Origin of the sequence: Streptomyces sp. KLMMK (genome assembly GCF_036961605.1) — a bacterium.
Taxonomy (GTDB): domain Bacteria; phylum Actinomycetota; class Actinomycetes; order Streptomycetales; family Streptomycetaceae; genus Streptomyces; species Streptomyces telluris.
This window is the reverse complement of record NZ_JBAMDC010000201.1, coordinates 1-12133: the sequence shown is the minus strand read 5'-3', so window position 1 is coordinate 12133 and position 12133 is coordinate 1. Positions and strand designations below refer to the sequence as shown.

Annotated in this window: 13 protein-coding genes; 7 read left to right on the top strand and 6 right to left on the bottom strand. The window is 72.6% G+C overall.

Annotated features, from left to right (window positions below; genetic code table 11):
- The 3 genes from V7793_RS24185 to V7793_RS24175 form a co-directional block, all read right to left on the bottom strand.
- The coding region (locus V7793_RS24185) for a glycosyltransferase family 4 protein (RefSeq protein WP_336009861.1) at positions 1 to 1437 on the bottom strand (1437 nt) is incomplete at its 3' end.
- Positions 1434 to 2309, bottom strand: coding sequence for a glycosyltransferase (locus V7793_RS24180; RefSeq protein ID WP_336009858.1), 876 nt, complete (start codon positions 2307 to 2309; stop codon positions 1434 to 1436). The genes V7793_RS24180 and V7793_RS24185, both read right to left, overlap by 4 nt.
- Before the next feature lie 93 nt (positions 2310 to 2402).
- Positions 2403 to 3497 (bottom strand): hypothetical protein, encoded by a 1095-nt coding sequence (locus tag V7793_RS24175; protein ID WP_336009855.1) that lies wholly within the window; start codon positions 3495 to 3497, stop codon positions 2403 to 2405.
- A gap of 454 nt (positions 3498 to 3951) precedes the next feature.
- Here V7793_RS24175 and V7793_RS24170 point away from each other — a divergent pair, with 454 nt between their 5' ends.
- Complete coding sequence (locus V7793_RS24170; protein ID WP_336009852.1) at positions 3952 to 4317, top strand: hypothetical protein; 366 nt, start codon at positions 3952 to 3954, stop codon at positions 4315 to 4317.
- A 137-nt stretch (positions 4318 to 4454) separates the two neighbouring features.
- Here the strand turns inward: V7793_RS24170 and V7793_RS24165 are convergent, their stop codons facing one another.
- A complete protein-coding gene (locus V7793_RS24165; protein ID WP_336009849.1) occupies positions 4455 to 4910 on the bottom strand; it encodes a DUF4442 domain-containing protein in 456 nt (151 codons plus the stop codon).
- 81 nt (positions 4911 to 4991) lie between these two features.
- On the opposite strand from V7793_RS24165, the gene V7793_RS24160 reads away from it, so the two are divergent.
- Positions 4992 to 6059 (top strand): hypothetical protein, encoded by a 1068-nt coding sequence (locus V7793_RS24160; protein WP_336009847.1) that lies wholly within the window; start codon positions 4992 to 4994, stop codon positions 6057 to 6059.
- 48 nt (positions 6060 to 6107) lie between these two features.
- Here V7793_RS24160 and V7793_RS24155 read toward each other — a convergent pair whose 3' ends face one another.
- Positions 6108 to 6953 (bottom strand): spermidine synthase, encoded by an 846-nt coding sequence (locus V7793_RS24155; protein WP_336009843.1) that lies wholly within the window; start codon positions 6951 to 6953, stop codon positions 6108 to 6110.
- Between the two features lie 15 nt (positions 6954 to 6968).
- On the bottom strand, positions 6969 to 8153 hold the full coding sequence (locus V7793_RS24150; RefSeq protein WP_336009840.1) for a GTP-binding protein: 1185 nt from the start codon (positions 8151 to 8153) through the stop codon (positions 6969 to 6971).
- A gap of 170 nt (positions 8154 to 8323) precedes the next feature.
- Between V7793_RS24150 and V7793_RS24145 the strand changes: the two genes are divergently transcribed.
- From V7793_RS24145 to V7793_RS24125, 5 genes are all read left to right on the top strand, one after another.
- Complete coding sequence (locus V7793_RS24145; RefSeq protein ID WP_336009838.1) at positions 8324 to 9034, top strand: TVP38/TMEM64 family protein; 711 nt, start codon at positions 8324 to 8326, stop codon at positions 9032 to 9034.
- A 122-nt stretch (positions 9035 to 9156) separates the two neighbouring features.
- Positions 9157 to 9477, top strand: coding sequence for a nuclear transport factor 2 family protein (locus V7793_RS24140; protein ID WP_336009836.1), 321 nt, complete (start codon positions 9157 to 9159; stop codon positions 9475 to 9477).
- A 150-nt stretch (positions 9478 to 9627) separates the two neighbouring features.
- Positions 9628 to 10500, top strand: coding sequence for an undecaprenyl-diphosphate phosphatase (locus tag V7793_RS24135; protein ID WP_336009833.1), 873 nt, complete (start codon positions 9628 to 9630; stop codon positions 10498 to 10500).
- Positions 10501 to 10683: 183 nt separating this feature from the next.
- Positions 10684 to 11274, top strand: a complete 591-nt coding sequence (locus tag V7793_RS24130; protein WP_336009831.1) for a hypothetical protein — start codon at positions 10684 to 10686, stop codon at positions 11272 to 11274.
- A 69-nt stretch (positions 11275 to 11343) separates the two neighbouring features.
- A complete protein-coding gene (locus V7793_RS24125; RefSeq protein ID WP_336009828.1) occupies positions 11344 to 11949 on the top strand; it encodes a DUF4352 domain-containing protein in 606 nt (201 codons plus the stop codon).
- Positions 11950 to 12133 lie beyond the last annotated feature (184 nt).

Here is a 12133-nt window from a genome sequence, read left to right as displayed (position 1 = left end):
GCCGAGGATGTCGCCGTGCCGGGCGAGGCGGACGGACACCCGCTCGTCGCCGGTGTCGACGCCGATACGGGTCAGGACGGCCTCGGCGTCCCGTTCGTCGGCACCGAGCAGGAGCAGTCCGGGGCGGGGGCCGGTGAGGTCGATGAGGTCGGTCGCGCGCAGGGCGGCGAGATCGGCGCGTTCGAGGACGTCGGCCGGGGCGCTGACGAGCGTGCAGGCGTCGGTGACGGTGCGCCGCTCGGCGGCCTTCCCCCGGCCGGTCCGGCCGCGCAGCCGGCCGTCCTCGGCGGTGAGCGCCGCGAGCAGGTGGGAGGCGGTGGCCGTCCAGCTGAACCTGGCCGCCCACTGCCGGCACTCGGCCTCCCAGCGGGCGGCGTCCTGCGGTGACGCGACGGCGCGCAGGGCCTTGGCGAGGCCGGAGGCGAGGTCGTCGTCGGGGTTCAGGAGCCGGCCGGTCAGGTCGTGGCGGATGGTGTCACGTAAGCCCGGGACGTCGTAGGCGAGCGCGGGCACCCCGGCCGCCGCGGCCTCCATGACCGACAGGCCCCAGCCCTCGGCCAGGGAAGTGGTGGCGGTGATCCACGCGGAGCCGACGAGGGCGTCGCGCTCCTCCTGCGGCACGCGGCCGTGCAGGGTGACGCAGTGGCCGACGCCGAGTTCGTCCACGAGTGCGCGCAGCTGGTCGCGGGCCTCGCCGTCGCCGACGACGTGCAGTTCGGCGTCCGGCAGTTCACGGCGGAGCGCGGGCATGGCGCGGACGAGCCGGTCGACGCGCTTCTGCGTGACGAGCCTGCCGACGCAGACGATGCGCGGTGCGGCGGCCCGCTGCCGGGGGCGGCCCACGGGCGGCACCGCATCGAGGCCGGCGGGCGCGAAGTGCACCGGGCCCCGCACGGCGAGCCACCGGCGGATCTCCGCCCGGGTGGAGGGCGACACGGCACACACCGCACGACGCCCGTACACCAGGCCGCTGCCCCGGCCCTCCAGCCAGCGGCCGAGGCCGGCGACCGGGCGCGGGAACCACAGGGCGAACTGCCCCTGGTGGACGTGGTGGATGAGCAGGACGACGGGAGTGCGGCGGCGGAGCGCCAGCGGGGTGAAGAAGGGGATGCCGTTCTGCGAGTCGATCACGCCGGCCACGGAGCGGCGGTGGCGCAGCAGCCACAGCAGGACGAACGCGTAGACGGTGAACCGGCCGCCGCCGCGCACGACGCTGCCGAAGGCGGTGTCCTCGCGGCGGGCGGCGCCCCGGGGGCGGGAGGTCAGGTAGGTGACGCGGACGCCCGCGTCATGGAGCCGGCGGGCGACTTCCTCGCAGTACAGCTCGGCACCGCCCGCCTGCGGGTGGCGGCTGTCGCGCCAGTTGCAGACGACGACGTGACGGCCCTGCCAGTCCTCGGTGGCGGGGAGGGCGGCTCGTAAGTCCGTCGGGGTCATCCCGCCTCCCCGGCAGTACGGGCGGCGGAGGGGGCGGAGGGGGTGTGGTGCACGACCCGGGGCGGGAGCCGGTGCATGGTCCGGTGCATCGTCCGGTGCAGCCGCCACAGTTCCCCGGCCACGCGGCGCCCGTCGGTGAACGGACGGAAACTGGAGCCTTCCTGGTCGCTCCACACGACCGGGAACTCGGTCAGGCTCAGCCCGAGGGCCCGGGCCCGGGCGATGACCTCCAGGTCGAAGGCGAAACCGGTGGTGGTGACGTCGGCGAAGACCCGTCGCGCAGCCCCCGCCTCGAAGAACTTGAACCCGCACTGGGTGTCCTTGACCGGCCCGGAGAACCGCCGCGTCGCCAGCCGGAACCCCGCCCCGCCGAGCCGCCGCAGGGCGGGCTGACGGACCGGGATGCGCGCTCCCGTGCAGCGGCGCGAGCCGATGACGACCTGCCAGCCGTCCCGCAGGAGGGTGACCGCGTCGTCGATCGCCGTGGCCGGGGTGGCGAGGTCGGCATCGCAGAAGCCGACCCAGCGGGCTCTGGTGCCGACCATCCCCCGGGCCACCGCGGCCCCTTTGCCGCGGCGCGAACACCCGGTGACGGTGACGGGGATACCGGAGGCGGCCAGCCGGTCCACGCACTCGGCCGTGCGGTCGCTGCTGCCGTTGTCGACGACGCGCAGCGCGGCGGTCAGGGGCATGCCGCGCAGGTGATCGGCGAGGGCGAGCACGGTGGGGGCCAGGCGCTGCTCCTCGTTGTAGGCGGGGATGACGAGTTCGAGGTCACAGGCGGTGGCGACCGGCACGGGGCCGGTCCCGGACAAGGGGATGTGAGCGGAGTCCTCGCGTGGTGCGGGTGCTGCCGTCTGGGGGCTGTTCATGGGTGGGGACGTCTCCTTGTGCGAGGGCGTGCGGGCGCGCGGGAACCGGTGGCCCGCCTTCGCGTACGGCGGGCCACCGTCCCTGCCGTGCGGTTACGGGGTGGCGCCGAGCCGGACGTGGGCGAGCAGCATGCCGGAGCTGCCGTCGGGGTTCGCGTCGAGCTCCTTGTTGAAGCCGGACCGTCCGGGGTTGGCGAACCGCACGGTCACCGCGGTGACGCCCTGGGGCACGCGGAAGGGCAGCCGGCGCCCGCGCCAGCCGGGGTCGTTGAGCTTCTTGCCGGAGTCGTGGGAGGCCGCGGCGCCCTTCCCGGTGTAGTACTGGACGTAGTCCTCCTGGGCCAGGACGGTCTCGGCGCCCGGCTTTCCGCACCGCACCTCCGCCCGCAGGTAAGTGGGCCGGTGGTAGGGCTCCTCGGGGTTGGGCAGGACGTGGTAGCCGGTGAGGAAGGCGAGCTCGTACGCGGCGCCGGGGGTGACGTCGACGGTCTGCTCGATGAAGCCGCAGGTGTTGTCGCCGTTGATGTCGACGGCGTTCTCGCCCTTGCCGAAGGGGGGTTCGGCGTCGGCCGGGAAGTGCCCGTCGGCGTCACCGTTGATCAGATCGATGAGCCTGCCGGGCTCGCCGGTCTTCGAGGGCTCCCAGACGCCCCTGCCCTTGTACCGGCCGACGGTCCAGGCGTCGAGCTGCTGGGCCTCGTATCCGTAGAGGACCCCTTCGAGGGGGCGCCAGTCCTTTCCGGCCCGGAAGCGGACGTCGGCGAAACCGCCGTTCCGGATCAGGTTTCCGGGTACGGGGTGGGGCCCGGGGGGCCCGACCTGAATGCGCAGCGGCGCGGTGGCGGTACCGATCCCCAGCCGGCCCCACAGCAGGTCCTCGGGAGCGCCGGGCAGCACCTGGACATTGACGGAGTAGTAGCCGTCGGCCTCGTCCGTGTGGTCCCCGAGGTGGATGGCGTGGGTGAACTGAAGCCGTCGGTTCGCCTCGTCGTAAGGGGCGTACGCGAGCTCTTCCCGGGGCTTCTTCGGGGGGTGGTAATAGACCTTGCCCCCCTTGGGGAATTCCACCCACACCGGGAACTCCACCCAGATCATTTCCTTCTGACCACTGATCGGCGCACTACCGGACGTCAGCCGGAGGTCTATCGCGAAAAACTCCTGCTGCCCCCTGGCCAGGTGCACCGGCACGGGTAATCCCTGAGCAATGACGAAGGGCATTCGACCCACCTCCACTTGTCCGTTCGAGTCAGGGAGGACGTTACTGGCGAGCCGATAAAGAAATGCAAAACGGAGCAGTCCGCTTCGGTAAACGCGGCAGCATCGAGCCAGCAAGCCGCACCGGATCCACCCTTGACGATCTTGAAAACCCGGCTCCGGTTAGCGCCATCACAACGTAGCGTCAAGAGCGCACCGACCATACATAAACGCGCGTAAACGCCCTCGGTATGAAGCGGCTCAAAAATGATGCCAATAAAGTTGAATCCGCATCGGAATCAGGGGCTGACCAAAATCCGATCCCAGGCTCGTCGGCGATTGGCAGCTGCGTTGCGGGGCGTGCTACCAATGACCCCGCAAGCCCACCGCACCGAATTCACCGGCGCAGCGGGCCGAACCATTTCTCGACTTCCATCGGAGGCAAGGCATGGCACTGGCATTCCAGACCCGCGAATTCAAGCTCAACATCGCCCCGTCCTCGGACACGGTGACGGCGACGCAAGATGTGGATTTCCCGAGCACCATTCGCGAGGACGACGACGGCTATGTCGTCGGGGTGGCGCTCCAGTCGTTCAAGTTCGAGAACTTCGTGAACGGCAGCACGGAGGACTGGGAAATCGGCGGCGAGGCCGTCAAGCTTCGCGTGGACGCGAAGGGCCGCAAGAAGGTCACGGTCACCGTGGAGGCCAACATACGCCCGCAGGAAGCCGTCGCGAGGACGAACCCGGCCTTCCAGTTCCGCGCGACCGTCACCGTGCTGGTCATCGCCGACCTTGCCGGGTCCAGCTCGTGACCCGGCCCCATAAGGGCTGACAACCGAACGGTCGCCGTTTCCACCCACGGAGCGACGACCCTCGCCGCAAACCGATGAAGGCCCCACCCGTACAACCGGGTGGGGCCTTCTCACCGTGCGGACGAACCCGCCGACCGCTACGCGTTGGGCCGCAGGGTCCAGACGACCGTCATCTCGCCCGTGACGTCGCCACCCTCGCGGGTGATCGCGATGTGGACGGGGAACTCCGGCCGGCCGCCCTCATCCAGCTCGGCGACGACCTCGGCCGCCGGGCGGCCGAGTTCCGCGGTGGCGGTGACGGGGCCCATGGCGAGCTTCTTGTAGCCGATCTCGGCGCGGACGGCGAGCGGCACGGCGCGCGAGAGCTGGTCGCCGAACGCGGCGAGGACGATCGCGCCGCTGGCGGACTCGGCCAGGGTGAACATGGCGCCGGCGTGCGGGCCCCCGACGTGGTTGTGGTAGTCGGGCTGGTCGGGGAGGCGGACGACGGCACGCTTCGCGTTGGCCTCCTCGAAGACGAGGTTGAGCGTCTTGGCCATGGGCACGGTGGCCAGGAGCATGTCGCCGATCGACGGCTGGGTGGTCTCAGACATGCCCGAAAGTTACCAGTCGGTAGCAACCGCGGGAAGGGGCGGCCTCACCGAGGTCATCTTCTGCCTCTATGGTTATCGGCCATGTGGCCAGGACAGCAGCCGCCCGGGGGCGAGCAGAACCCGCAGGATTCGAATCCGTACAAGACGCCGGTGCCGCCGCCGGGGCCGCCGTCCGGCGCCCAGCCGGGCTACCCGCAACCCAACCCGTACCAGCAGCCGGGTACCCAGCCGGGTGCGCAGCAGCCGAATCCGTACCAGCAGCAGGCCGCGGGCGCGCAGCACCCGACCCCGCCGATCGGGCAGCAGTGGCACACCCCGGCCCCGCCCGGGGCCCCGGAGCCGCCGCGGGACAACCGCAAGCGCACCACCGTGATCGCGGTCACCGCGGCGATCGCCGTCGTGGCCGCCGCCGTGATCACCGGTGTCGTCGTCCTGAAGGACGACAACACCGAGAACGTGGCGAACAACGACCCGACGACGGCGCCCTCGGCGTCCTCGTCGTCGGCGGCGCCGTCCCCGTCCCAGGGCGCGAGCGAGGACCCCGCCGACAACCCGCGGGCGAACGTCGAGGTCAAGCCCGTGATCGACGGCTGGAAGGTCGTCACCAACAGCAAGCGGCACGTCGCCTACGACGTGCCCCAGGAGTGGAAGGTCCTCCCTCCGGGAACGAGCTTCGGCTTCACCAAGGACGGCGACAAGTCCTTCCCGCCCAAGGGCGGTGGCATCAACATGTCCGGAGTGGCCCGTTTCGCCGAGGACCGGTGCGAGAAGGACGCCGTCCCGGTCGCCGCCGGGACCAAGGGCGCCCAGGGCGCCAAGAGCGAGGCCGACGCCGCCGAGAACGAGGCGCTGAACTGGCTCTACTGGGGCTTCGACCAGAAGAAGTCCGGGAAGTTCGGCTACTCCAAGGGCAAGGAGTTCAAGAGCGACCACGGCCTGACCGGCACCTCCTCCTCGGCGACGGTCACGGGGATCTCGGAGAAGCACCACTGCGCCACCAGCGCCAAGTCCGTGACGGTGACGTACAAGGACGTCAACGGCGACCTGGCCACGTGGTGCTTCTACAGCGCCACGGGCACCGACGACGAGATCCCCGACGACACCATCAAGAAGATCATGAGCTCCCTCAGGCCCCTGAAGAGCTCCTGATCCCCCGGCGCCGCGGCGCTCCCCGTCCCCGCCCCGCCGGGCCCGGCGTCAGCCCACGCTGAACGCCCCGCCCGGCGGCTCGGGGGATCCCACGGCGTCCGCGTCGTCGACCGGCCGCGCGCCGGCCACGAACCGCTCCAGCGCCTCGCCGTGCTCGACCCGGGCGGGGAAGGCGTCCCCCGCGGCGCGGCGGGCGAGCGCGGTGACCGGGAGCTCGGTGTGCGAAGCGACGAGGACCGCGTTGCCGAAGCGCCGGCCGCGCAGCATCGGCGGTTCCGCGATCAGGCACACGTGGGCGAAGACGGCCCGGAAATTGGCCACCTGTGAGCGCAGGAAGGTGAAGGGCGCGCCGTCGGCGAGGTTGGCCGCATAGCGGCCGTGCGGCCGCAGCACCCGGGCGGCGGCGCGCGCGTAGGCGAGCGAGGTGAGGTGGGCCGGAACCCGCGAGCCGCTGAAGACATCGGCGACGATCATGTCGGCGGAGGCGTCCGCGGAGGCCTCCAGCTCGCTGCGCGCATCCCCGGCGATCACCTCGACGCCCGAGCCGGGCCGCAGCGGCAGGTGCTCGGCGACCAGCGCGAGCAGGCCGCGGTCGGCCTCGACGACGCGCTGCCGCGAGCCCGGGCGGGTGGCGGCGACGTAGCGCGGCAGGGTCAGCGCCCCGCCGCCGAGGTGCAGCACGTCGAGGGCCCGGTGCGGCTCGGCGGCGGCGTCGAGGACGTGGGCGATCCGCTGGGCGTACTCGAATTCGAGGTGGGCGGGATCGTCCAGGTCGACGTACGACTGGGGCGCGCCGTCCACCGTGAGCAGCCAGGCCCGCTGCCGGTCCACGTCGGGCATCAGCTTGGCGGTGCCCCAGTCCACGTCCCGCGTGACGGGTATCGGTTCTTCCACTCCCCTATTGTGCGTTCACGGCACGGCGGGGGTGACCGTTCCGGTGCCGACCGTGCGGCCTCCTTCGCGGATGACGACGGCGAGGCCGGTTTCGAGGGGCACCTCCCGGTCGAGGAGGACCGGCATGGTGACGGTCTCGCCGGGCAGCGCGACGCCGGGCCCGCCGAGGATCACGGTGCCGGTCACGTCGGCCGTGCGCAGGTGGAACTGCGGCCGGTATCCGGAGAACAGGGGCGTGTGCCGGCCGCCTTCGTCCGCGCGCAGCAGCCGCACGTCCGCGGTGAAGCGGCGCCGCGGCACCACGCTGCCGGGCGCCGCGACGGTGTCGCCCCGGTGCGCGTGCCGGCGGTGCAGCCCGCGCAGCAGCAGGGAGACGCGGTCTCCGGCCCGGGCGTCCGGCAGCGGACGGCCGAAGGATTCCAGCCCGGTGACGTGGGTGTCGCAAGGGCCCTCGCGCCCCAGGAGCTGGACGCGGTCGCGGAGCCGGACGGTGCCGCGCTCGATGACGCCGGTGACGGCTGTGCCGCGCGCGGGCACGGTGAGGACCCTGTCGACGGAAAGAAGGAAGGGCGCGTCCGTGTAGCGCAGGGGCGTCGGCACGTAGGTGTCGACGGCGTCGAGGAGGGCCTCGATCGTGGCGGTCCAGCGCGGGTCGCCCTGCAGCGCGCCCAGCGCCGAGACGCGGACGACGGCGGTGTGCTCGCCGTCGTAGCCGTGGGCGGTGAGCAGGGCGCGCACGTCCTGCTCGGCCAGGTCGGCGAGCTCCGGGCCGGCCTCGTCCGCCTTGGTGAGGGCGACGACAAGGTGGCGCACGCCCGCCCGGCGGGCGAGCAGCAGGTGCCCGGAGGCCTGCGCCGCGGGCCCGTCGACGGCGGAGACGACGAAGACGGCGCCGTCGAGGCGGGCCGTGCCCGCGAGCAGGTTCTTGGTGAAGCGGGGCCGGCCGGGCGGGTCGGTGTGGGCGTAGTGACGGGTGCCGGTCTCGTAGGCGACGTGGACGCAGGCGACGGTGGCGCGGGGCGCGCTCTCCTCCGGACCGCGGCCGGGGCCGGCGGGCGGGACGGAGAGGGCCCGGGCACGGGTGCCGAGGACGTGGGTGACGGCGGTGGTGAGCGTCGTCTTGCCGTGGCCGGCGGGGCCGAGGGTGGCGATGTTGACGTGCGGTTTGTGGCGCGGATGGCCTGATGCTGGCCGGTTCATGCGCTCGATGCTCGCGCACGGTGTGCGGGGCGTCGAACGGTTTTCCCCGGCCACGGGCGGTGGCCGCACGGAAGGCGTTCGAGTGAACGTACGGGGAAGGAGTGTTCCGGAACCGCCCCGTCTTTCCGGGATGACGACCTCTTTATATCCCTGTCGGTTAGGCTCCAGCGATGCCCGAAGCCGCCCCGCCCTCCCCCGGCCCCGCCGAGCTCCGTTCGCGCGCCCGGCTGTCCCCGTGGTTCCGCCTGGGCCTGCTCGTGGTGCTGCTGGCCGCGGCGGCGGCCACGGTGCTCTCGATGCACCCGGAGCGGATCCTCGCCGAGGGCTGGCCCGAGCTGTCGGGCGGCGCGGCGGTGGTGCTGTTCTCCGCCGCGTACGGGCTGTGCACCGCGGCGTTCGTGCCGCGCCCGATCCTGAACATCGCCGCCGGAGCGCTCTTCGGCGCCCCCACGGGGACGGCGGCCGCGGTGGTGGGCACGGTGCTGGGCTCGGCCGCGTCCTTCGGGCTGGGCCGGCTGCTGGGGCAGGACGCGCTGCGGCCGCTGCTGCGCGGCCGGTGGCTGAAGGCCGCGGACCGGCAGCTGAGCCGGCACGCCTTCCGGTCGATGATGGCCGTCCGGCTCTTCCCGGGCGTGCCCTTCGCCGCCGCGAACTACTGCGCGGCGGTCTCCCGCATGCGCTGGACCCCGTTCCTGCTGGCGACCGCCCTGGGCAGCGCGCCCGCCACGGCCGCCTATGTGATCGCGGGCAGCCACGCCACGGCGCCGACGTCGCCCGCCTTCCTCGGTGCGACGGCGTTCATCGCGGTGACCGGTCTGGCGGCGGTGGTCGTGGCCTGGCGCAAGAAGGGCCTGTCGCGGCGGCTGTCGCGGTCGTCGTAGCGCGGCCGTATCCGGCCGCCGGCGGGCGACTTGGGCTCTTCCGCCATCCGGGCGGACCGGCGCGCGCGGGCGCCGCGGGAGTGCTGTCCTGTCCTGGACACACCCCCGAAAGGAGCCGCCCCGTGATCCCCGTCGAACAGCTCTCCGAACCCGCCGTACGGACGCTGGTGAGCGCCCTCAACGCGGGCGACCGCACCGCCTTCCACGAGTCCCTCGCGCCGGGCGCGACGATGGCCGACGACGGCACCGACCGGAACCTCACCCAGTGGGCGGACCGCGAGGTCTTCACGTCCAACGGCCACATGGACGTCGAGTCCGAGAGCGACGACGGCCTGGCCCTCGTCGCCCGCTACCGCAACGACACGTGGGGCGAGATGCGCACCAAGTGGTCCTTCACCGTCGACGGAGGGAAGGTCACCCGCTTCGAGACGGGGCAGGCCTGACGATCCGTCTGTTCTCGTCGCCCGCCGCGGTCACGGGTTAAGGAACCGTTCATCCGGGCGACGTCGGCGCGCCTTCCATCCTGTGGATGATCGGGCGGCCGGTGCCACCGTGCCGGCCCGGCCGCGACGACTTGGATGGCACAGGCCCGCATGTCTTGGTTCGCATCGTTCGTCCTCGGACTCGTCCAGGGACTGACCGAGTTCCTTCCGGTCTCCTCCAGCGCCCACCTGCGGCTGACGGCCGCGTTCGCCCACTGGCCGGACCCGGGTGCGGCGTTCACCGCGGTCACCCAGATCGGCACCGAGGCCGCCGTGCTCATCTACTTCCGCAAGGACATCGCATGCATCGTCGGCGCCTGGTTCCGGTCGCTGCGCGACCGGCGGGCGCGACGCGACCCCGACGCCCGGACGGGCTGGCTGGTCATCATCGGCTCCCTCCCCATCGGGGTGCTGGGGCTGGTGCTCAAGGACGCCATCGAGGGGCCGTTCCGCGACCTGCGGCTCATCGCCACCACACTCGTCGTCATGGGCGTGGTGCTCGGCTGCGCCGACCGGCTCGCGGCACGCGACGAGGGCGGCGGGCGGCACCGGGCCGCGAAACGGCGCAAGGAGCTCCGGGACCTGACGGTCCGGGACGGCCTGCTCTTCGGCTTCTGCCAGGCGATGGCGCTGGTGCCCGGCGTGTCCCGGTCGGGCGCGACGATCAGCGGCGGCCTGCTCGTCGGCTACACCCGCGAGGCGGCGGCCCGCTACTCCTTCCTCCTCGCCGTCCCGGCGGTGCTCGCCTCCGGCGTCTTCGAGCTGAAGGACGCGGGTGCGGGGCACACCGCCTGGGGGCCGACGATCTTCGCCACAGTTATTGCATTCGTGGTGGGTTATGCAGTGATCGCCTGGTTCATGCGCTTCATCTCCACCAGGAGCTTCATGCCTTTTGTCATCTATCGCGTCCTGCTCGGGCTGCTGTTGTTCGCTCTGGTGGCGGCCGGGGTGCTGAGCCCCCGCGCCGGAGAGGACCTCGGCTGAGAGCCGACAGGCCCGGCTCATCCCTTTTCGGGGCGCCTTATCAGGACGAAGCCATCCCTCCGCAATACCGGGAAGGTAGCGAGCTGGTCACGATTGATGCAGACGGCGCGTTTGCGGTTGTTACCGAGGGTACGGTTCCCCGGTCCGTTCGTACCTCAAGTAACCCGCACCTCCGGGGGATGCATGCGCACCACAGCCGTCACCGCCTTCTGCCTCGCCGCCGCCCTGTCGCTTGCCGCCTGCAGCAGCGAAACGAAGGCCGAGACCGTGAAGTCAGCCGGCTCGTCGCCCTCCGCCGCGGCCGACGGGCCCGCGGGCGAGCCCCTGCCGATGGGGAAGGGCACCGAGACTGTCGGCGCGGGCGGCGGAGGCAAGCTCGAAATCACGCCCATGAGCGTCGTCTACGCCGCCAAGACCGCGACCGACAAGCCCGCGCGCGGCCTGTTCGCGGTCGTCACGGTGCAGGAACGCCCGATGACGGAGGTGGCCGCCGCCGAGACCACGCCGACCGAGAAGGGCGGCTGGCAGTGGATAGCCGCCGACGGCCAGGCCGCCAACAACGAGGCGAACATCTTCCTGAAGGGCTTCGACTCGGGCGGCCCGATCCGGGCCGGCGCCTCGCAGGTGCGGGCGCGCACCTTCGACATCACCAACGCCCAGCGCGGCGGCACCCTCACCTACACCGACGGCGAGGGCAAGAGCTTCCGCTGGACGATCCCGGCGCAGGACTCCGGCCCGCAGACCGCCCAGGTCAAGAAGGTCCTGGGCGGCTGACACCGCCGGGCGGACCGCTCCCCCGCCCTCCGGATGCGCACCGCCGCCCCGCGGCGCACGCTGGTGCACATGGGCACGAGACAGCCGCCCCGGGCGGCGCACGTGCGGCCCCGGGGCGCGGTCCGGCCCACCGCGGGGAGAGCGGCCGTGGCCTTTGCCGCCGCGGCGGCCGTGGCGACGGCGGGCGTGGCCTGCGGAGGCTCCGGCAAGGTCGGCACGGGACAGACGATCACGCTGTCCGGCGGCCCCACGGCCTCCCCCTCGGCGCGGGCGGCCGCCTTCGGCGACACCTACGCGTACCGCAGCGGCCTGAAGGTGACGGTCTCCAAGCCGGAACGGTTCACCCCGTCCGGCACCTCCCTCGGGCACACGGCGGGCAACCAGCCGGTGAAGTTCACGGTCCGCGTCACCAACGGCTCCAAGGAGCCGATCGACACGGCGGGCATCCTGGTGACCGTCGAATCCGGCGACAAGGCAGACCGGGCGGCGCAGATCTTCGACAGCGCGAGCGGCGTCGGCACCCCCTTCACGGGCACCCTGGAGCCGAAGGCGTCGGGCAAGGCGACACTCGCCTTCGACGTGCCGCCGGGAGGACTCGGCCGCGTGGACGTCGCGGTCCGCCCCGGCTTCGGCCAGGAGTTCGCGACCGTCCACTGGGCGGGGCCGGTGAACTGAGAGCGAGGGTTTGCCGGTACGGCGGCCAAGCTGCCGCGGCAGGACACGGGCCGACCCGGCACCCGACGCGAACGGGCCGTCCGCACGGCCCGGCATACGGCGGCACCGCCCGGCACGGCGCCCGTACGCTCCTGGCCGCGCCCGGCACACACCGGCAGGGCAGGACGCGAGCCGCCCCGGCACC